The sequence below is a fragment of the Citrobacter sp. Cf132 genome, assembly GCF_030333885.1.
Lineage (GTDB): Bacteria > Pseudomonadota > Gammaproteobacteria > Enterobacterales > Enterobacteriaceae > Citrobacter > Citrobacter freundii.
This window is the reverse complement of sequence record NZ_JAOWFA010000071.1, coordinates 171140-190806: the sequence shown is the minus strand read 5'-3', so window position 1 is coordinate 190806 and position 19667 is coordinate 171140. Positions and strand designations below refer to the sequence as shown.

Annotated in this window: 19 protein-coding genes; 11 read left to right on the top strand and 8 right to left on the bottom strand. The window is 52.1% G+C overall.

The window, feature by feature from the left end; genetic code table 11:
- Nucleotides 1-16: 16 nt before the first annotated feature.
- From iaaA to gsiD, 5 genes are read left to right on the top strand one after another with little or no spacing between them, the layout of a single operon-like run.
- Entirely contained in the window at nucleotides 17-982 is a 966-nt protein-coding gene (gene iaaA / locus OGV85_RS21495) for a beta-aspartyl-peptidase (protein ID WP_003836974.1), read from the top strand.
- Nucleotides 969-2840, top strand: a complete 1872-nt coding sequence (gsiA, locus tag OGV85_RS21490; protein ID WP_061548104.1) for a glutathione ABC transporter ATP-binding protein GsiA — start codon at nucleotides 969-971, stop codon at nucleotides 2838-2840. The genes iaaA and gsiA overlap by 14 nt, the downstream gene beginning before the upstream one ends.
- A gap of 28 nt (nucleotides 2841-2868) precedes the next feature.
- Nucleotides 2869-4407 carry a glutathione ABC transporter substrate-binding protein GsiB gene (gsiB, locus tag OGV85_RS21485; RefSeq protein ID WP_061548105.1) on the top strand — a complete coding sequence of 513 codons (1539 nt, stop codon included), beginning with the start codon at nucleotides 2869-2871 and terminating at the stop codon, nucleotides 4405-4407.
- A 46-nt stretch (nucleotides 4408-4453) separates the two neighbouring features.
- The gene (gene gsiC / locus OGV85_RS21480) at nucleotides 4454-5374 is read left to right on the top strand and encodes a glutathione ABC transporter permease GsiC (protein ID WP_003836970.1); all 921 of its coding nucleotides are present in this window, start codon (nucleotides 4454-4456) and stop codon (nucleotides 5372-5374) included.
- A 2-nt stretch (nucleotides 5375-5376) separates the two neighbouring features.
- The gene (gene gsiD, locus OGV85_RS21475) at nucleotides 5377-6288 is read left to right on the top strand and encodes a glutathione ABC transporter permease GsiD (RefSeq protein WP_003035302.1); all 912 of its coding nucleotides are present in this window, start codon (nucleotides 5377-5379) and stop codon (nucleotides 6286-6288) included.
- A gap of 57 nt (nucleotides 6289-6345) precedes the next feature.
- On the opposite strand, the gene rimO is transcribed toward gsiD, so the two are convergent.
- The gene (gene rimO, locus OGV85_RS21470) at nucleotides 6346-7671 is read right to left on the bottom strand and encodes a 30S ribosomal protein S12 methylthiotransferase RimO (RefSeq protein WP_003035305.1); all 1326 of its coding nucleotides are present in this window, start codon (nucleotides 7669-7671) and stop codon (nucleotides 6346-6348) included.
- A 229-nt stretch (nucleotides 7672-7900) separates the two neighbouring features.
- Between rimO and bssR the strand changes: the two genes are divergently transcribed.
- Nucleotides 7901-8284 (top strand): biofilm formation regulator BssR, encoded by a 384-nt coding sequence (gene bssR / locus OGV85_RS21465; protein ID WP_048216665.1) that lies wholly within the window; start codon nucleotides 7901-7903, stop codon nucleotides 8282-8284.
- A 102-nt stretch (nucleotides 8285-8386) separates the two neighbouring features.
- Entirely contained in the window at nucleotides 8387-9484 is a 1098-nt protein-coding gene (locus OGV85_RS21460) for a PQQ-dependent sugar dehydrogenase (protein WP_061548106.1), read from the top strand.
- Between the two features lie 5 nt (nucleotides 9485-9489).
- Here the strand turns inward: OGV85_RS21460 and OGV85_RS21455 are convergent, their stop codons facing one another.
- The gene (locus OGV85_RS21455; RefSeq protein WP_003035313.1) at nucleotides 9490-10116 is read right to left on the bottom strand and encodes a glutathione S-transferase family protein; all 627 of its coding nucleotides are present in this window, start codon (nucleotides 10114-10116) and stop codon (nucleotides 9490-9492) included.
- A gap of 328 nt (nucleotides 10117-10444) precedes the next feature.
- On the opposite strand from OGV85_RS21455, the gene dacC reads away from it, so the two are divergent.
- Entirely contained in the window at nucleotides 10445-11647 is a 1203-nt protein-coding gene (gene dacC, locus OGV85_RS21450; RefSeq protein WP_003035316.1) for a serine-type D-Ala-D-Ala carboxypeptidase, read from the top strand.
- 44 nt (nucleotides 11648-11691) lie between these two features.
- Here dacC and deoR read toward each other — a convergent pair whose 3' ends face one another.
- Entirely contained in the window at nucleotides 11692-12450 is a 759-nt protein-coding gene (gene deoR, locus OGV85_RS21445; RefSeq protein ID WP_003836960.1) for a DNA-binding transcriptional repressor DeoR, read from the bottom strand.
- Between the two features lie 64 nt (nucleotides 12451-12514).
- Nucleotides 12515-13123 carry an undecaprenyl-diphosphate phosphatase gene (gene ybjG / locus OGV85_RS21440; protein WP_003836958.1) on the bottom strand — a complete coding sequence of 203 codons (609 nt, stop codon included), beginning with the start codon at nucleotides 13121-13123 and terminating at the stop codon, nucleotides 12515-12517.
- A gap of 298 nt (nucleotides 13124-13421) precedes the next feature.
- Here ybjG and OGV85_RS21435 point away from each other — a divergent pair, with 298 nt between their 5' ends.
- Nucleotides 13422-14654 (top strand): MFS transporter, encoded by a 1233-nt coding sequence (locus tag OGV85_RS21435; RefSeq protein ID WP_061548429.1) that lies wholly within the window; start codon nucleotides 13422-13424, stop codon nucleotides 14652-14654.
- Between the two features lie 28 nt (nucleotides 14655-14682).
- Here OGV85_RS21435 and OGV85_RS21430 read toward each other — a convergent pair whose 3' ends face one another.
- The 3 genes from OGV85_RS21430 to OGV85_RS21420 form a co-directional block, all read right to left on the bottom strand.
- The gene (locus tag OGV85_RS21430; protein WP_003035330.1) at nucleotides 14683-14964 is read right to left on the bottom strand and encodes a hypothetical protein; all 282 of its coding nucleotides are present in this window, start codon (nucleotides 14962-14964) and stop codon (nucleotides 14683-14685) included.
- 107 nt (nucleotides 14965-15071) lie between these two features.
- The gene (locus tag OGV85_RS21425; RefSeq protein WP_003035335.1) at nucleotides 15072-15887 is read right to left on the bottom strand and encodes a Cof-type HAD-IIB family hydrolase; all 816 of its coding nucleotides are present in this window, start codon (nucleotides 15885-15887) and stop codon (nucleotides 15072-15074) included.
- Nucleotides 15887-17095: an MFS transporter gene (locus OGV85_RS21420; protein ID WP_003035338.1), complete on the bottom strand. Its 1209-nt coding sequence runs from the start codon at nucleotides 17093-17095 to the stop codon at nucleotides 15887-15889. The genes OGV85_RS21425 and OGV85_RS21420 overlap by 1 nt, the downstream gene beginning before the upstream one ends.
- Before the next feature lie 85 nt (nucleotides 17096-17180).
- Between OGV85_RS21420 and OGV85_RS21415 the strand changes: the two genes are divergently transcribed.
- Nucleotides 17181-17729 carry a TetR/AcrR family transcriptional regulator gene (locus OGV85_RS21415; protein ID WP_003035341.1) on the top strand — a complete coding sequence of 183 codons (549 nt, stop codon included), beginning with the start codon at nucleotides 17181-17183 and terminating at the stop codon, nucleotides 17727-17729.
- A 5-nt stretch (nucleotides 17730-17734) separates the two neighbouring features.
- Here the strand turns inward: OGV85_RS21415 and OGV85_RS21410 are convergent, their stop codons facing one another.
- Nucleotides 17735-18649: a LysR family transcriptional regulator gene (locus OGV85_RS21410; protein WP_061548430.1), complete on the bottom strand. Its 915-nt coding sequence runs from the start codon at nucleotides 18647-18649 to the stop codon at nucleotides 17735-17737.
- A 102-nt stretch (nucleotides 18650-18751) separates the two neighbouring features.
- Between OGV85_RS21410 and OGV85_RS21405 the strand changes: the two genes are divergently transcribed.
- Nucleotides 18752-19666: a DMT family transporter gene (locus OGV85_RS21405; RefSeq protein WP_054528223.1), complete on the top strand. Its 915-nt coding sequence runs from the start codon at nucleotides 18752-18754 to the stop codon at nucleotides 19664-19666.
- Nucleotide 19667: the final 1 nt, after the last annotated feature.

Genomic DNA, 19667 nt, shown 5'->3' with positions numbered 1-19667 from the left:
CTAATGGACGAAAAAAATGGGTAAAGCAGTCATTGCAATTCACGGCGGCGCAGGGGCTATTACCCGTTCGCAGCTGAGCCAGGAGCAAGAGTTGCGTTATATACAGGCGCTGTCGGATATCGTTGAAACCGGCCAGCGGATGCTTGAAGACGGTCGTAGCGCACTGGATGTCGTTACCGAGGCCGTGCGCCTGCTGGAAGAGTGTCCATTGTTTAATGCCGGAATTGGCGCGGTGTATACCCGTGATGAAACCCATGAGCTGGACGCCTGTGTGATGGACGGTAATACGCTGAACGCAGGCGCCGTCGCCGGGGTAAGCCATCTGCGAAACCCGATTCTCGCGGCACGCCTGGTAATGGAACACAGCCCACACGTCATGATGATAGGTGAAGGGGCTGAAAACTTTGCTATTGCGCAGGGTATGGAGCGCGTATCAGCGGATATTTTCTCGACGCCAGAACGCTACGCTCAACTTCTGGCGGCGCGAACAGCGGGTGAAACGGTGCTGGACCATAGCGCGAGCCCGCTGGATGAAAACAACAAAATGGGTACCGTGGGTGCGGTCGCGTTAGATATGTTTGGCAATCTGGCGGCAGCAACATCCACCGGTGGGATGACCAATAAATTACCGGGGCGGGTGGGTGACAGTCCGTTGGTTGGCGCAGGCTGTTATGCCAATAATGCAAGTGTGGCAGTCTCCTGCACCGGAACCGGAGAAGTCTTTATTCGTGCTTTGGCGGCCTATGACATTGCGGCGTTGATGGACTACGGCGGTCTGAGTTTATCCGAAGCGTGTGAACGCGTAGTGATGGAAAAATTACCGGCGCTTGGCGGCAGCGGCGGTTTAATTGCTATCGATCATGAGGGCAATGTCGCTTTGCCGTTTAACAGCGAAGGCATGTACCGCGCCTGGGGATACGCAGGTGATACGCCAACCACCGGTATTTATCGGGAAAAAGGAGATAGCGTTGCCACACAGTGATGAGCTTGATGCCAGCGATGTGCTGGCAGTCAGCAATCTGAATATTGCCTTTGAACAGGAGCAGCAGCGTGTCAGCGCAGTGCGCAATCTGTCATTTCGCCTGAAGCGTGGCGAAACGCTGGCGATAGTCGGTGAGTCTGGTTCTGGTAAGTCGGTGACCGCCTTGTCGCTGATGCGTCTGATTGAACAGTCCGGCGGCGAGGTGAGCTGCGATGAAATGCTCCTCCGACGCCGTAATCGACAGGTTATTGAGCTGGGTGAACAGAGCGCATCACAAATGCGTCACGTGCGCGGTGCGGATATCGCGATGATCTTCCAGGAGCCTATGACATCGCTTAATCCGGTGTTTACCGTGGGCGAGCAAATTGCCGAGTCTATCCGCTTGCACCAGGGGGCCAGTCACGAAGAGGCGATGGTAGAAGCGAAGCGAATGCTCGATCAGGTGCGTATCCCCGAGGCGAAGGCGATTTTATCGCGTTATCCACACCAGCTTTCCGGCGGTATGCGCCAGCGGGTGATGATCGCCATGGCACTGTCGTGTCGCCCTGCGGTTTTAATTGCTGATGAGCCGACAACCGCGCTGGATGTCACCATTCAGGCGCAGATCCTTCAACTGATAAAAGTGTTGCAGCAGGATATGTCGATGGGAGTGATCTTTATTACCCACGATATGGGCGTTGTGGCGGATATTGCCGACCGCGTGCTGGTGATGTATCAGGGCGAGGCGGTAGAAACCGGCAGCGTTGAGCAGATTTTTCACGCTCCCCAGCATCCTTATACTAAAGCGCTGCTGGCAGCCGTGCCGCAGCTTGGGGCAATGAACGGGCATGAACTTCCGCGCCGTTTTCCGCTTATTTCATTACACGATCCCAGTCATGTAGAGCCGCAGACCGAACAGAATACCGTGGTTGAAGGCGAGCCAATTTTGCAGGTACATAACCTGGTGACGCGTTTTCCTCTGCGTAGCGGCATTCTAAATCGCGTAACTCGCGAGGTGCATGCAGTGGAAAACGTCAGCTTTGACCTGTGGCCGGGAGAAACGCTCTCGCTGGTGGGGGAGTCGGGCTGCGGGAAATCCACCACCGGGCGGGCGCTGTTGCGCCTGGTTGAGTCTCAGCGTGGGGAAATCATTTTCAACGGACAGCGTATTGATACCCTTGCTGCTAGCAAGTTGCAGCCGCTGCGTAGGGATATTCAGTTTATCTTCCAGGATCCGTATGCCTCGCTCGATCCACGTCAGACGGTGGGATATTCCATTCTGGAGCCGCTACGGGTGCATGGGTTATTGCAGGGTGATGCGGGGTCAAAACGGGTTGCATGGCTGCTGGAACGCGTAGGATTGTTGCCTGAGCATGCCTGGCGCTATCCGCACGAGTTTTCCGGCGGTCAGCGTCAGCGTATCTGTATTGCACGGGCATTGGCACTCAATCCCAAAGTGATTATTGCCGATGAATCTGTCTCGGCGCTGGATGTTTCAATTCGTGGGCAAATCATCAACCTGATGCTCGACCTGCAGCGAGAATTGGGTATTGCATATCTGTTTATTTCTCACGATATGGCGGTGGTGGAACGGATCAGTCACCGTGTGGCGGTAATGTATCTCGGGCAAATCGTTGAGATTGGCCCCCGACGCGCGGTGTTTGAAAATCCGCAACATCCGTATACGCGCAAACTGATGGCGGCAGTACCGGTTGCCGATCCATCGCATCACCGACCACAGCGTGTGCTGTTGTCGGATGATATCCCCAGCAATATCCGCAAACGCGGCGAAGAGATTTCCCTCGTGTCGTTACAGTTAGTTGGCCCGGGGCATTATGTTGCGCGTGGGCAACCAGAAAATGCGCTTTCGCGTTTATAACAGGCAGGCAGGGTTTAAGGAGAATAACATGACAAAAATTGTTGCTCGGAAATGGCTGGTTGCTGTGGGAGTGGCCTCTGCGCTGGCCGCATCGCCTGGCTGGGCCGCCAAAGACGTGGTGGTGGCGGTAGGATCCAATTTCACCACACTTGACCCCTATGACGCGAATGACACGTTGTCGCAGGCGGTAGCGAAGTCGTTTTATCAGGGACTGTTTGGTCTTGATAAAGAGATGAAGCTGAAAAATGTGCTGGCAGAGAGCTATACGGTTTCTGATGACGGTCTGACTTACACTCTTAAGCTGCGTCAGGGGGTGAAATTTCAGGATGGCACCGACTTCAACGCCGATGCGGTTAAAGCCAACCTCGACCGCGCCAGCAATCCGGAAAACCGTCTGAAACGCTACAACCTGTATAAGAATATCGATAAAACCGAAGTCGTCGATCCGTCGACGGTGAAGATTACGCTGAAACAGCCGTTCTCTGCCTTTATCAATATTCTGGCGCATCCGGCAACGGCAATGATTTCTCCCGCCGCGCTGGAGAAATACGGTAAGGAGATCGGTTTCCACCCTGTGGGGACCGGGCCGTACCAGCTTGATACCTGGAATCAGACAGATTTTGTGAAGGTTAAGAAGTTCGCGGGTTACTGGCAGCAAGGGCTGCCAAAGCTGGATACGATTACCTGGCGTCCGGTGACCGACAACAACACGCGTGCGGCCATGCTGCAGACCGGGGAAGCGCAGTTTGCCTTCCCGATCCCTTACGAGCAGGCTGCGTTACTGGTGAAGAATAAAAACCTGGAGCTGGTGGCCAGTCCGTCTATTATGCAGCGTTACATCAGCATGAACGTCACACAAAAACCGTTCGATAATCCGAAGGTGCGCGAGGCGTTGAATTATGCCATCAACCGTCAGGCGCTGGTGAAAGTGGCGTTTGCGGGTTATGCCACGCCAGCAACGGGCGTTCTTCCTCCGTCGATAGCCTATGCGCAAAGCTATACGCCATGGCCATACGACCCGGCGAAAGCGCGCGAACTTCTGAAAGAAGCAGGTTATCCGAACGGTTTTACCACCACGCTATGGTCTTCACATAATCACAGTACCGCGCAGAAAGTGCTGCAATTTACCCAGCAGCAGCTGGCGCAGGTGGGAGTTAAGGCTCAGGTAACAGCGATGGATGCCGGCCAGCGCGCGGCGGAAGTCGAGGGTAAAGCGCAGAAAGAGAGCGGGGTGCGGATGTTCTACACCGGCTGGTCTGCCTCTACGGGGGAAGCGGACTGGGCGCTGTCACCGCTGTTTGCATCACAAAACTGGCCGCCAACGCTGTTTAATACGGCGTTCTATAGCAATAAGCAGGTGGACAGTGATTTAGCGGCGGCCTTGCAAACTAACGATCCAGCGCAGAAAGCGAAGCTGTACAAGGATGCGCAGGATATTATCTGGAAAGAGTCGCCGTGGATCCCACTGGTAGTGGAAAAACTGATTTCGGCGCACAGCACCAGATTGACCGGATTCTGGATTATGCCGGACACCGGATTTAGCTTTGATGATGCGGATTTAAAATAAGCTATTCATTCGGCCCCGCTAACCAGGGGCCGGCGAAGGGAGCGTGATGCTTAACTATGTTTTCAAGCGCCTGCTGGGGTTGATCCCAACGCTATTGATTGTTGCGGTGCTGGTGTTTTTATTTGTTCACCTGCTACCCGGCGATCCGGCCCGGCTGATTGCCGGACCGGAAGCTGACGCCGAGGTGATTGAACTGGTACGCAAGCAGTTGGGTCTGGACCAACCGCTGCATATTCAGTTCTGGCATTACATGACCAACGTGTTGCAAGGCGATTTTGGCACGTCGATGGTTTCTCGTCGCCCGGTTTCCGAAGAGATAGCCAGCCGTTTTATGCCGTCGTTATGGCTGACAATTGCGAGTATGGCATGGGCTGTGTTATTTGGTATGACGGCGGGGATCATTGCAGCCGTATGGCGCAATCGCTGGCCGGACAGGTTGAGTATGACGCTGGCGGTCACCGGGATCTCGTTCCCGGCGTTTGCGCTTGGCATGCTGCTCATGCAGATATTCTCCGTTGAACTTGGCTGGTTGCCAACCGTTGGCGCTGACACCTGGCTGCACTATATCCTCCCGTCTATTACTCTGGGCGCGGCGGTGGCTGCGGTGCTGGCCCGGTTTACCCGCGCCTCGTTCGTCGATGTGCTCAGCGAAGACTATATGCGTACCGCGCGGGCTAAAGGGGTGAGTGAGACCTGGGTGGTGTTAAAACATGGTCTGCGTAACGCGATGATCCCGGTGGTCACCATGATGGGACTACAGTTTGGCTTTTTGCTTGGTGGATCAATCGTGGTTGAGAAGGTGTTCAACTGGCCTGGGCTTGGGCGACTGCTGGTGGACTCCGTCGAAATGCGCGACTACCCGGTGATTCAGGCCGAGGTACTGTTGTTTTCTCTGGAGTTTATTCTTATCAACTTAGTGGTGGATGTGCTTTACGCCGCCATTAATCCGGCTATCAGGTACAAGTAAGGATGCGATTTTTTAACTGGCGCCGACAGGCGATTTTGAATGCAATGCCCCTTGTTAAGCCAGAGCAGATACGCACACCGTGGCATGAGTTCTGGCGTCGTTTCCGTCGACAGCACATGGCGATGTTTGCTGGGCTGTTTGTATTGCTCCTGATCATGGTCGCGATTTTTGCCCGCTGGCTGACGCCATTTGATGCCGAAAATTACTTCGATTATGACCGTTTGAATGATGGGCCGTCGATGCTGCACTGGTTTGGTGTCGATTCTCTGGGACGAGATATCTTTAGCCGCGTGCTGGTTGGCGCCCAAATCTCGCTGGCGGCAGGAGTCTTTGCCGTGTTTATTGGCGCGGCGATTGGCACAGTGCTGGGTCTGCTGGCGGGATACTACGAAGGTTGGTGGGATCGGCTGATTATGCGCATCTGCGATGTGCTGTTCGCCTTTCCCGGCATTCTGCTGGCGATAGCCGTGGTCGCCGTGCTGGGCAGCGGCATTGCGAACGTGATTATCGCCGTGGCCATTTTCTCCATTCCTGCTTTCGCGCGCCTGGTGCGCGGAAATACACTGGTGCTGAAGCAACAGACGTTTATTGAGTCTGCGCGCAGTATTGGTGCCAGCGATACGACCATCATTTTTAACCATATCCTGCCGGGTACGGTTTCATCGATCGTGGTCTTTTTTACCATGCGAATCGGCACGTCGATCATCTCTGCCGCGAGCCTGTCATTTCTGGGATTAGGCGCACAGCCGCCGACGCCGGAGTGGGGGGCAATGCTTAATGAAGCGCGTGCTGACATGGTGATCGCGCCGCACGTGGCGATTTTCCCGGCGGTAGCGATATTCCTGACGGTGCTGGCGTTTAACTTACTGGGAGATGGTCTGCGCGACGCGCTGGACCCGAAGATAAAAGGATAAATCACAGGCCGGATAAGACGTAATGCCTTATCCGGCCTACGGTTGAGTTACGCTTAATTAAACGCGTGAACCCCACAGATCGTATTCATCTGCGTTTTCGACCTTCACGCGGATGATATCACCAGGTTTCACCTTGGTTTCACCATTCAGGTATACCGCGCCGTCGATTTCCGGAGCATCAGCCATGCTACGACCAATTGCGCCTTCTTCGTCAACTTCATCAACGATAACCAGAATCTCGCGGCCCACTTTCTCTTGCAAACGTTCAGCAGAGATCTGCTGTTGCAATTGCATAAAGCGGTTCCAGCGTTCTTCTTTCACCTCTTCCGGGATTTGATCCGGCAGGTCATTAGCGCCAGCGCCTTCTACCGGGCTGTATTTAAAGCAGCCCACGCGATCCAGACGTGCTTCCTTCAGGAAGTCGAGCAACATTTGGAAGTCTTCTTCCGTTTCACCCGGGAAACCAACAATGAAGGTAGAGCGCAGCGTCAGTTCAGGGCAGATTTCACGCCACTGTTTGATGCGCGCCAGCTGTCTGTCTACGGAGCCTGGGCGTTTCATCAGTTTAAGAATACGCGGGCTGGCATGCTGTAACGGGATGTCCAGATACGGCAGGATTTTCCCTTCTGCCATCAGCGGGATCACGTCATCAACGTGCGGGTAGGGGTAGACGTAATGCAGGCGCGTCCAGATCCCCAGTTTTGATAACTGTTCGCACAGATCAACCATGCTGGTTTTGACCGGCTCGCCGTTATGGAAACCTGTCCGGTGTTTCACATCCACACCGTACGCAGAGGTATCCTGAGAGATTACCAGAATCTCTTTCACGCCCGCATCGACCAGACGCTTGGCTTCGCTGAGGACGTCGCCAATCGGACGGCTCACCAGATCGCCGCGCATGGATGGAATAATGCAGAACGTACAGCGGTGATTACAGCCTTCAGAAATCTTCAGATAGGCGTAATGGCGCGGAGTCAGCTTGACACCCTGCTCAGGAACCAGGCTCAGGAACGGATTATGCTTTGGTTTGGGTACGTAATGGTGAACGTGCTCCAGAACCTGCTCGTAGCTATGCGGCCCGGTGATTTCCAGCACCTTCGGGTGGACTTCACGGATCTGATCGACTTTCGCGCCCAGACAACCGGTGACGATCACCTTGCCGTTTTCGTTAAGCGCTTCGCCGATTGCTTCCAGGGATTCCTGAACCGCACTGTCGATAAAGCCGCAGGTATTAACGATAACCATATCCGCGTCGTCGTAGCTTGGCACGACATCATAGCCTTCGGTACGAAGTTCGGTCAGGATGCGCTCAGAATCGACGAGGTTTTTCGGGCAGCCGAGGGAGACAAAGCCGATTTTCGGCTGGTGGGTTACATTGCTCATAGCGTAAAAAGTGTTCAGTTATTGGAATATTCAGGGCAGGGATTCTACAGAGTTCTGAACAAAAATTGTATCGCAATCTCATACCATCAGCGGCCTGCTGGGCGCGGAATTAAAGATTATTTGTAAATTATGTTAATTTTAGGTGATGGATTGATCCTGGACACGACTTTGTTCAAAAAATAACCATACTATTAAGTTGCACCATAGTTGGAAAGAGGAGGAACAAAGTATGGTTGTTGACAGACTGAGAACCGATCTTCTCAACAAATTGATAAACGCCCGTATCGAACTTGCCGCTTATCTGCAGTTGAGAAAAGCGAAAGGCTACATGTCAGTCAGCGAGAGCGATCGTCTGCGTGATAATTTTTTTGCACTGAATCGCGAATTGCACGAACAATCACAGCTTCACGGTATGCATCTTGATCAGGAAGAGTGGAATGCCCTTCATCGTGCTGAAGGGGCGTTAGCCGCCGCCGCTGTTTGTCTTATGAGTGGACACCATGATTGTCCAACGTTTATCGCCGTTAACGCAGAGAAACTGGAAAACTGCCTGACAACGCTGATGCTGAGTATCCAGAGTTTGCAATCTTACCCAACGCTGGAACACGTCTGAATCAGGGGGAGGGCACTCCCCCTTTTCGTTAAGATTATGTAAATATGACGGGGTGATTCCCCTTGCTGGCTACGCTTTATGCAGAGCCATTAAGGAGGTGTTATGCGTCGACTCTTTCTCTGTGCTATCCCACTTGCGCTATTTTCCTCTTATGCCGTCGCGGTAAAAGTGGAAGTGCTGCAAACCAAACTCGATCATCCATGGTCACTGGCTTTTTTACCCGATAACCGCGGTATGCTCATTACGCTCAAAGGTGGACAGCTTCGACTCTGGCAGCCTGATAAAGGGCTTTCCGACCCGCTGACCGGCGTACCAAAAGTCTGGGCGAATGGTCAGGGCGGATTGCTTGATGTGGTGTTAGCTCCGGACTTTGAACGATCCCGCCGGGTGTGGCTAAGCTTCGCTGAAGCCGACCGCGAAGGCAAAGCGGGCACCGCGGTAGGCTACGGGCGATTGAGTGACGATCTCAAACACCTGCAAGGATTTCAGACCGTTTTTCGCCAACAGCCAAAGCTATCCACCGGAAACCATTTTGGTGGACGTCTGGTGTTTGATGGCAACGGCTATCTGTTTATCGGCCTTGGTGAGAATAACCAACGTTCAACTGCTCAGGATCTGGATAAGCTGCAGGGCAAGGTCGTACGGCTTACCGATGAGGGCAAAATTCCACCGGATAATCCGTTTGTGAACATGGCGGGAGCGCGGGCAGAGATTTGGTCGTATGGCATCCGCAACCCGCAGGGTATGGCGATGAATCCGTGGAGTGATGTGTTGTGGCTCAATGAGCATGGTCCACGCGGAGGCGATGAAATCAATATCCCCGAGAAAGGGAAAAACTACGGTTGGCCTATCGCGACCTGGGGTGTTAACTACAGTGGTTTGAAAATTCCCGAAGCAAAAGGTCAAATTGTTGCTGGCACGGAACAACCCATCTTTTACTGGGAAAAGTCGCCAGCGGTCAGCGGAATGGCTTTTTATAATAGCGATACCTTTCCACAGTGGCGGCAGAAGTTGTTCATCGGCGCGTTGAAAGATAAAGAAGTGATCATACTGAGCGTTAAAGGGAATACGGTCACTGAGGATGGTCGTCTGTTGCAGGAAAGGGGGCAACGGATCCGTGATGTGCGCGTCGGACCAGATGGTTATATGTACGTGTTAACCGACGAGTCCGACGGGGAATTACTAAAAGTGAGTCCCTGATTTGTTTAGCTGACCGGGATCATCACGATTTTTTGAAACGCCGGGCGCTCGGTCAGTTGTTGATACCAGCGTTCCAGATGCGGGCGCGAGGTCCAGCTCAGGCCAACGTTGAACAGGTTATAGATAAACGGTGCCACAGCGATATCCGCCGTGCCAAATTCAGCCCCGGAGAACCATGACTGGTCTGCCAACGCGTTATCCAGAATGGCAAACAGGTTATCGCAAACTTGCTTACTGGCCTCAATGGCCGCTAGATCGCGCTGATCGGCAGGTGTTCTGACCAGGCCAAATAAGATAACCCGATGCGCAGGGCTTAGCGTCTGATTTGCCCAGTCCATCCATTTTTCGCCGACGGCGCGCGCGGCCGGTGCGTCAATCCACAAACGTTTTTGTCCGTACTGAGCGGCCAGATAGCGGACAATGGTATTGGATTCCCACAGCACAACGTCCGTTTCATCATCGCGTAGCAACGGGACCAGTCCGTTCGGGTTTAGTGCCAGATAGTCGGCATCGCGGTTACCGCCATGCTGTCCGCCCGCCAGAATTTGGTTATACGGCAGTTCCAGTTCCTCGAGCGTCCACAATACTTTTTTTACGTTGGTCGAGTTATTGCGACCCCACAGTGTAATCATAGTAACCCCGCAAATTAATTGAGCAGCTTTATGGCTGCAGATGCCATCTGACTAGCTCACATGGTGGGGTAAACCTAATATTTACGCAACAAAGTCTAAAAAAATCGTGCCAGGAGCAGCGCAGCGCGGCGTTATTGCATAAACTTTAAAAACTTTACCAACTTACGGTTTCTTTAAGCTCGTTAGTGCGTTATTACTCACCGCACTTATTTTACACGTCATCCATCAGACTTTTTCTGCATGGGTTGGTCGAGGTCGCTTGGCCGGTTTTGTGTAAACACGGTGTGGTATGACGTGGTTTTTTGGAATGGATACTCGGGTGGCATTTATGACGCAATACTTCTCTTCACTTCGCAGCTTTGCTGCAGGTTCTGCACTCTTAATCCTTTTGGCGCCGACCGTACAGGCGGCGGAGCAACCGACGGCCCCGCCGAGCGTGGACGCGCGCGCGTGGATTCTGATGGATTACGCCAGTGGCAAGGTGCTGGCGGAAGGTAATGCTGATGAGAAACTGGATCCTGCTAGTCTGACCAAAATCATGACCAGCTATGTGGTTGGGCAGGCGCTGAAGGCCGGAAAAATTAACCTCAACGACATGGTCACCGTGGGCAAAGACGCCTGGGCGACCGGTAACCCAGCCCTGCGCGGTTCGTCGGTCATGTTCCTCAAGCCCGGCGATCAGGTTGCGGTGTCAGATCTGAATAAAGGCGTTATCATTCAGTCAGGTAACGATGCCTGTATTGCACTCGCTGATTACGTTGCCGGCAGCCAGGAATCCTTTATTGGTCTGATGAACGGCTATGCGAAAAAACTGGGGCTGACCAACACTACTTTCCAGACGGTGCACGGTCTGGATGCGGCAGGACAGTTCAGTACCGCACGTGATATGGCGCTGCTCGGGAAGGCGTTAATTCACGATGTGCCGGAAGAGTATGCTATTCACAAAGAGAAAGAATTTACCTTCAATAAAATTCGTCAACCGAACCGCAACCGTCTGTTGTGGAGCACCAACCTGAACGTGGATGGTATGAAAACCGGGACCACTGCCGGGGCGGGATACAACTTGGTGGCTTCCGCGACCCAGGGCGATATGCGCCTGATCTCCGTGGTGCTGGGGGCGAAAACCGATCGCATTCGTTTTAATGAGTCAGAAAAGCTGCTGACCTGGGGCTTCCGCTTCTTTGAAACCGTTACGCCGATCAAGCCGGATGCGACTTTCGTTACTCAGCGCGTATGGTTTGGCGATAAGAGTGAAGTGAATTTGGGTGCCGGAGAAGGTGGTTCTGTGACCATCCCGCGTGGCCAGCTCAAAAACCTGAAGGCCAGCTTTACCCTGACTGAACCACAGCTAACTGCACCGCTGAAGAAAGGTCAGGTTGTGGGCACTATCGACTTTCAGTTGAACGGAAAATCCATTGAGCAACGTCCGTTGATGGTGATGGAAGATGTGCAAGAGGGTGGTTTCTTTAGCCGCATGTGGGACTTTGTGATGATGAAATTCCACCAGTGGTTTGGTGGTTGGTTCTCTTAATCTTACCTATGCCGGATGGCGCAATCGCCGTCCGGCAGTATCTCTTAATACTTCAGCGTGATACGTTGCGCTTTAGCGTACTCAACAAACTCATCGTCAGGGCGGTTATCACTGATAATGGTATCAAAGCGTTTTAATTCCCCCATCCTCGCAGGTCGCACCTTGCCAAACTTGCTGTGATCGACCACCAAAACGTGATGCTGCGCCATCGACATTGCCCAGTGCTTCACTGGCAGTTCTTCCAGATTAAAACAGGTCGCGCCTTTCTCGATATGAACGCCTGCCGCGGAATAAAAGGCGATATCCGGACAGAGATTGTTCAGCGTTTCCTGGAAGTCGAGCGGTTTAAAAATCGCGTTACTGGCATGGAATTCGCCACCACACAGAATGACGCGGCACTGCGGTTTTTCCTGCAGCACCAGAAACGTATTCAACGAGTAGCAGATTGCGGTGAAGGGCAGTTCATTGTCGATCGCTTCAATGATCCACGGCGTGGTAGTACCGCAATCGAAAAAGATGGTCTGATGTGCTTGCACGAGACTCGCCGCCAACTGGGCGGCGCGACGTTTTTCATCAACCAGACGGGATTTTTGATCGCTGATTAAATAATGGTTAGCGCTGCGGGGTTCCAGAACAATATAGCCCCCGAGCAGCACGACGGGAGCATCATGATTATTCAGGTCGCGACGAATGGTCATCTCAGATACGCCCAGCAACGTTGCGGCTTCTTTGAGGTGTAATTTATCGCTGCGTTTCAGCGCCTGCAGTAATTGACCAATACGCTCGTCGCGTCGAGTTTCCATAGTTCCCCTGGAGAATAGAATAAGTGCTCAGTTTCGCGCTTAATACTACTCTTTTTACCGTGGGTTAGTCACGTACCCAACCTTTACGGATGGGGAGGGCGAAGCAGGCGCGATAGCAAGTTTGCAAGCCGAGGTACAGGGTCGCGCCAAAGCGCTGCCAGATCATCTGGGCGCTCAGACAGCCGATCAACCCAGCCAGTAATCCGCCCAGCATATCCAGCGGCCAGTGTACTCCAAGGTAAACCCGCGACCAGGCAATCGCCACGGCAACGACCATCAGCAGAGCGCCCGTCCACAGGCGATGCCAGAACAGGAAGGCCAGTGCAAAGGTAAAGATAACCGTACCGTGGTCACTCGGGAAAGAGTCATCTGCCGCATGATGCAGGAAGTTGTAACCAATGTGGTTTACAAACGGGCGATCGTGAGGGAACAGATGTCCCATCAGCCAGGAAATCGTCAGACCAACTATCAACGCAATGGCCATTTTGATGACCAACTGGCGCTGGAGCGTAACCTGACCGCGAGGTCCCCATAGCCAGAGCACAACGGCTAACAGCGGCACAATGCTGATCAGATCTTTGGCAATGAAAATGGCGAGCGAAATTGCCCATTGCGCAGAGTCGGGTGTTGCATTGATCAGGTAAAAAAGTGAGTTGTTCAGATTTTCCAGCATAACGTCCAGACTCAGTGTAATCGTTGAAAAGGCCCATGGGAGCGAGAGCATAAAATTGCTTTCACGGGATAAAAAGCGGTCTTGTCTTATTTGTCTGCTAAATGACTATTTTTAAGACAATTAATGAGACTTATTGAGCATGATAGCGGTCTCAACTTAAATTAACCTTAAAGCAAAATCTTCTTGAGCAAATGAATGTAAAAATGTGCGCATTTTGCTTTCAAATCACATAATTCACTATCACCAGTACGGCGCATTTATTACACTTTGCGCGATTTTTCTATAGCTAAGAGACTGCATGCAGAACCGTTTATCTTCAGGCGCCCGTTTGGGGCGTCAGGCATTACTTTTCCCTCTCTGTCTGGTGCTTTACGAATTCTCTACTTATATCGGCAACGATATGATCCAGCCTGGAATGTTGGCGGTGGTGGAGCAATACAATGCCGGAATAGATTGGGTACCCACATCCATGACCGCCTATCTGGCTGGCGGCATGTTTTTACAGTGGTTATTAGGACCGCTATCGGATCGTGTTGGGCGTCGTCCGGTGATGTTAACCGGCGTGCTCTGGTTCATCGTGACCTGCCTTGCGACCCTGCTTGCACAGAATATTGAGCAATTTACTTTCCTGCGTTTTTTGCAGGGGATAAGCCTGTGCTTTATTGGTGCGGTGGGTTACGCCGCCATTCAGGAGTCCTTTGAAGAAGCGGTCTGCATAAAAATTACCGCGCTGATGGCAAACGTGGCGCTGATTGCGCCGTTGCTGGGTCCGTTGGTAGGCGCAGCTTGGGTACATGTTCTGCCGTGGGAAGGGATGTTTATCCTGTTTGCTGCTCTGGCGGCCATCTCCTTTTTTGGTCTGCAACGCGCGATGCCGGAAACGGCAACCCGGCTGGGTGAAAAGCTGTCCATTAAAGAGCTGGGCAAGGATTATAAGTTGGTGCTAAGGAACGTGCGTTTCGTTGCAGGCGCACTGGCGTTGGGTTTTGTCAGCCTGCCGTTACTGGCGTGGATTGCGCAATCTCCGATTATTATCATCAGCGGAGAACATCTTAGTAGTTACGAATATGGCCTGTTGCAGGTGCCGATTTTTGGTGCGCTGATTGCCGGTAACCTGGTGCTGGCGCGTCTGACTTCGCGAAAAACCGTGCGTTCGCTGATTATCATGGGCGGCTGGCCAATTGCCGTTGGCCTGATTATTGCCGCTGCGGCCACGGTGGTGTCATCTCATGCATATCTATGGATGACGGCGGGTTTGAGTATCTATGCGTTTGGTATTGGCGTGGCGAATGCGGGGCTGGTGCGCCTGACGCTGTTTGCCAGTGAAATGAGTAAAGGTACGGTTTCTGCCGCAATGGGTATGTTGCAGATGCTGATTTTTACCGTTGGTATCGAGCTGAGTAAACACGCTTATCTGCTGGGAGGCAACGGCTTGTTCAGCTTGTTCAATCTGGCCAGCGGCGTGCTGTGGCTGATTCTGATGGTGATCTTCCTGAAAGATAAACGGGTAGGGGATTCCCGGGAAGGCTAAAGCCCGGTTGCCCGGGCCTGGCAGAAACTTAGTGGTGATCGTCAATCTGATGTTCGATGATCATGCCTTCACCGACGCTGGCAACATGTCGCGCATAAGGATGTGCGCGATAAACAGGAGCCGGGGCAGGTGCCGGGGCAACATACACCGTTTGTGGCGCAGTAGTCACGTTGACCGCCTGCGGCACGCTGACGGAAGAGGGCACGATCACCACTTTATAACCGCTTGGTACATCAACGGTAACGCTTTGTGCAAATACTGACCCTGCAAAACCCAGCAACAATGTCGCCATCAGTACACTTTTCTTCATAATCCGCTCACCTGAAATATTCACTGGAAGTAATAATCCAGTGGGTTAATTTGAGGCGGATTATGAATAGATCATGCCATCATTTTGTTGCCGTCTGTGCTGAGGCGTTAATGCGTAAACGGTGCTTCATTCTTTAACACGCGGTCGATAATATCCAGGACGCCCTCTTCGTTGTTCGATCCCGCGCGATATTTCGCCGCCTTGATAACCGGCTCATGGGCGTTGGCCATTGCAAAACTAAATCCCGCCTGGCGCAGCATCTCAATATCATTTCCGCCATCGCCAAACACAACAACCTCATCGTCGTTAATATTCCAGCGTTGTTGCAGCAGCCGCAGACCATTTGCCTTATGCACGCCGGGAATAATTAAATCGATGCTGCCGTAGCCGGTATGCACCGGCACCATAATGTCGCCAATCGCCTCGTGGAGATCGGCCTGCACCTGTGGGATTCTGTCGTCGGAAATATTCAGCCCGAACTTGAAGAAAACGTCGTTAAGATTATCAAAATTATCTACAAATTCGAGACGATGATAATACATGGCGGAAACAGCTTTATGTTCATCGCTGTACTGCTTCAGCGTGTAGGCGCTGCTTTTACCACAGGCAATAATATCAATGTCCGTACGGGTGAGCAGATGTTCAACGATGGCCTGGAAATCATCCTTTGCCAGTTCGCCGTTAAAAACATCTTCACCTTCACTGACTACCCAACCGCCGTTTTCGGCAACAAATGAGATCTCACTGGCCAGTTCGGGGAAAAAGGAAATCAACTGATAATATTGATTGCCGCTGGCGACCACAAAGCGGATCCCTTGTTCTTTCATCTGGCGGTATTGCGCCATAAAGCGCTCACGGTTATAGGTTTTTTGGTCACTTAAAAATGTGCCATCCATGTCGACCGCAATTAATTTGATACTCATTAGCTGTTCTCCATCACCGTGGTATTTTTGAGATCCGGTTTCGCCACCGCTTTCGCGACGATGGCGGCAACGAGCACCAGCGCCAGCACCACCAGCATAGCGCTGCGCAGGCCGTAGTGTTCACCCAGGTAGCCCAGCAGCGGCGGTCCAACCAGGAACGCCAGATAGCCGGTTGTTGCGACAACGCTGACGCGGGTTGGTGCATCGGGGCCGGTGTCGCTGGCGGCTGAAATGGTCAGCGGGAAGCCGAGTGATGCACCGAGTCCCCACAAAATAACGGAAACACCCGCCACCCAAGAGCTGTCGACAAAAATAATCAGGCTAATCCCGAGAGCGCCCATCAGCGCACTGGCGCGCACCACCGTGACGCGGCTGTAGCGGTCGATGAACCAGCCGCCAGTAAAGCGGCCAACGGTCATGCCCAGCGTAAATCCGGCATAAATCAGAGAGCCTGATGTTGGGCTAAACCCATGACCGTCCACCATCAGCAGCGGAAGCCAGTCGTTGGCGGAACCTTCAGCAAATGCCATTGCGAGCACCACGACGCCAATTAGCAATAACTGGATATCGCGATAAAAAGGCAGTCCTTTTTCACCGGAGGGAGAACCATCAGCGGCATTTTTACCCGTACCCTCAGGAATTGCTTTGATGGCGATAAAGATAGGCGTGATAGCTACCAGCGCCGCTAGCAGAATATGCGCGTTTGCTGGGACGCTGAAGGCGGTAAGCATCATCCCGACTCCTGCGCCCGCCAGCGTTCCCAGGCTGTAAAAACCATGCATCATCGGCAGCACGGTTTTATTCATTTCGCGTTCAACCGCCGCGCCTTCGACGTTGATGGCCACTTCTGCTGCGCCAAAGCTGGCGCCAAACACGGCCAGACCAAATGCGAAAAGCCAGGCGGAATGCAGCCAGAGCGCCACGCTGAGGATAGCCATCCCAATGACCGCACATGACATGGTAGTGCGGATCACTTTGCGCGTGCCAAATCGTTTCACCAGCCAGGCCGAACAAAGAATGCCACTCATCGAACCAATAGAGAGTCCAAACAGTACCGCGCCCATTTCGGCGGTAGAGATTGAGAGGATATCTCTGATGGCAGGGGTACGCGTTGCCCAGGAGGCCATTAATAATCCTGGTAAAAAGAAGAACGTGAACAGCGCCCAGGTGCGACGTCTTAAGGCTTTGCGTGATGAGATGCCAGTCATGAATTCGAGCCAAAGAAAAGAGGAAAGAAGACAACATTAGCAAGGTTGTGTACATTTGTACACAAATGCAAGAAGAGGAAATGCAGTGCGACGTGCAAACGATCCGCAGCGGCGGGAAAAAATAGTTCAGGCCACCCTTAAGGCGATAGTAATCCATGGTATTCATGGGGTTACACACCGTAAAATCGCTATGATTGCCGAGGTGCCACTGGGCTCAATGACCTATTATTTTGCAGGAATAGATGATCTGCTGTTGGAGGCATTCAGCTGTTTTACGCATACTATGTCTCAGCAGTACCAGGATTTTTTTGCCGACGTTGCTGATGCGCAGGCGGCCTGCCATGCGATTACCGATATGATTTACGGCTCCCAGGTCACAACGCCTGATAATATGGAGCTTATGTATCAGCTGTATGCTTTCGCCAGCCGTAAACCAGCGTTGAAAACGGTGATGCAGAACTGGATGCTACGCAGCCAACAAACGTTAGAGCAGTGGTTTGATCCGGTTACGGCGCGGGCGCTGGATGCGTTTATTGAAGGAATGACGCTGCATTTTGTCACGGATAAAAAACCGCTGCAGCGAGAAGATATTCTGATGATGGTGGAGCGTATTGCCGAATTGCCGCAGAGATAAAATCCTCAAAATGGTTTGTCGAGTCGGGTAACGGCCTGACGTAAAAAATCAATGACTTTTACCGCCTCTGGCGTCAACGTTCGGGCGGCTTTTTTTACCGTCCCGACATCCATATAAGTAATAAAATCATCAATCGTTCTGTGCATGACGCGCAGACCATCCAGTGACCACGGGCGATACACCAGGTCGGATAAAATGGTTATCCCTCTGCCTTTTGCAACCAGACTTCTTATTGCTTCAAAAGAGTTGCTGCGAAAACTGATATTGGGCGTATAGCCACGCTGCTGCCAGTAATCGATGATTACGTCAGGGTACTTATCGGTTTCCAGCAGTAAAAATGGTAGTTTCTCGACGTCTATTAAACGGATCGATTCCTGGCTCTGTAGCGGATGCCCAATAGACGTCCACAGGCGGCGCTGCGAACGAATGAATGTTTCGATCTCCAGGTCGTTATCATGGTTGATATTTGAGGTCAGAAGCAGGCAAAAATCGACCTTTTGTTCCCGTAGCGCCTGTACCAGTTCCGGTGCAGTGGCTTCATAAAACACGATCTCCAGCAAAGGGAAACGTCGTTCAATATCGTTGAGTATATCCGGAATAAGATAGGCAGAGAGCGTTTCGGCAATGCCTATGCGCACTGTGCCGGTGAGAATTTCGCTCCTGTCATGCAGGGCGTCAATAGCCGAGTGGCTACTGTTGATGATGTTGCAGGCATGTGCCAGAAAGCGCTCGCCCTCAGCGGTGAGCTTCACACCTTTGGGATAACGTACAAATAGCTGCACGTCTAATGCTTCTTCCAGGTTCCGCATGGCAATGGTCATTGATGACTGAGAAATATGACAGCGTGCAGCAGCTTTGGAAATTTGTAATGTTTCTGCAAGCGCGATGTAAAACTCAAGTTGCCTTAGCGTAAATTTCATAGTTTTAATCTATGCAGATGGATAAAAACGTTATATTAGCATTCATTCTCACGCCGCCGTAGCCTTGTGGTCATACCGTACAACTGACAATAAGGCGCAAATATGCCCTATCTTTTACTCAGTCTGGCTGCCTGTTTTTGGGGTGGAAATTATGTGATTGGTCATCTCTTGGTTGCTGAAGTTAATCCCATCGTTTTATCAGCGGCACGCTGGGTATTTACCGCGTTATTATTGATGACGCTCTATTTTCGTCAGGTCACAGAGCAATGGCCGGTGATGAAAAAATCCTTTGGTACTATCGTCTTCCTTGCGCTTTGTGGTCAGGTTCTTTTCCCCTTAACGTTGTATATCGGCTTGCAATATACAACCTCGCTTAATGCCGCGATTTATATGTCCACCACCCCGGCGCTCGTACTGTTAATCAATAAGTTCTTTTTTAAAGAGCGGATTTCTGCGCGAAATATAGCTGGTGTGATCCTGAGTACTGTTGGTGTTATATGGCTGGTGTCGCAGGGTGATGTGATAAATGCGCGGGTATTTGCACATCTGAATCAGGGCGATTTCTGGACCATGGGGTCAGCGTTAAGTTGGGCCGTCTATTGTGCCTTTTTACGCATTAAACCGCGTGAGGTAAAGGGAAACGCCTTTGTCGCAGTGAGCGCGCTGTTAGGTGCGATTGTACTTATTCCGGTACTGGCTCTGGAGTTGATACGCAATGGTATGCCGGGATGGAATAGCTATGCCAATACAGGCGTTGTAACTGGGCTGGCATACCTTGTTATTTTTCCTTCCTGGCTGTCATATCTATTATGGAACAAAGGGATTAGCGCCATTGGCGCAACGCGTGGAGAGATCTATTCACACTTGATCCCATTGAGTGGCGGATTATTTAGCGTGATGTTTTTGCACGTCACTCTGCATTCATATCATCTGGTGAGCGCGTTGGTTATTATGTGCGGTATAGCATTGTGTTCCCGTCCGAGTGCAAAAAAAGGCTCGCAGCAGCACATGGCGTGAA

Coding starts and splice junctions, on each gene's coding strand:
- iaaA (WP_003836974.1), top strand. CDS start 17: ATGGGTAAAGCAGTCATTGCAATTCACGGCGGCGCAGGGGCTATTACC.
- gsiB (WP_061548105.1), top strand. CDS start 2,869: ATGACAAAAATTGTTGCTCGGAAATGGCTGGTTGCTGTGGGAGTGGCC.
- gsiC (WP_003836970.1), top strand. CDS start 4,454: ATGCTTAACTATGTTTTCAAGCGCCTGCTGGGGTTGATCCCAACGCTA.
- gsiD (WP_003035302.1), top strand. CDS start 5,377: ATGCGATTTTTTAACTGGCGCCGACAGGCGATTTTGAATGCAATGCCC.
- rimO (WP_003035305.1), bottom strand. CDS start 7,671: ATGAGCAATGTAACCCACCAGCCGAAAATCGGCTTTGTCTCCCTCGGC.
- bssR (WP_048216665.1), top strand. CDS start 7,901: ATGGTTGTTGACAGACTGAGAACCGATCTTCTCAACAAATTGATAAAC.
- OGV85_RS21460 (WP_061548106.1), top strand. CDS start 8,387: ATGCGTCGACTCTTTCTCTGTGCTATCCCACTTGCGCTATTTTCCTCT.
- OGV85_RS21455 (WP_003035313.1), bottom strand. CDS start 10,116: ATGATTACACTGTGGGGTCGCAATAACTCGACCAACGTAAAAAAAGTA.
- dacC (WP_003035316.1), top strand. CDS start 10,445: ATGACGCAATACTTCTCTTCACTTCGCAGCTTTGCTGCAGGTTCTGCA.
- deoR (WP_003836960.1), bottom strand. CDS start 12,450: ATGGAAACTCGACGCGACGAGCGTATTGGTCAATTACTGCAGGCGCTG.
- ybjG (WP_003836958.1), bottom strand. CDS start 13,123: ATGCTGGAAAATCTGAACAACTCACTTTTTTACCTGATCAATGCAACA.
- OGV85_RS21435 (WP_061548429.1), top strand. CDS start 13,422: ATGCAGAACCGTTTATCTTCAGGCGCCCGTTTGGGGCGTCAGGCATTA.
- OGV85_RS21430 (WP_003035330.1), bottom strand. CDS start 14,964: ATGAAGAAAAGTGTACTGATGGCGACATTGTTGCTGGGTTTTGCAGGG.
- OGV85_RS21425 (WP_003035335.1), bottom strand. CDS start 15,887: ATGAGTATCAAATTAATTGCGGTCGACATGGATGGCACATTTTTAAGT.
- OGV85_RS21420 (WP_003035338.1), bottom strand. CDS start 17,095: ATGACTGGCATCTCATCACGCAAAGCCTTAAGACGTCGCACCTGGGCG.
- OGV85_RS21410 (WP_061548430.1), bottom strand. CDS start 18,649: ATGAAATTTACGCTAAGGCAACTTGAGTTTTACATCGCGCTTGCAGAA.
- OGV85_RS21405 (WP_054528223.1), top strand. CDS start 18,752: ATGCCCTATCTTTTACTCAGTCTGGCTGCCTGTTTTTGGGGTGGAAAT.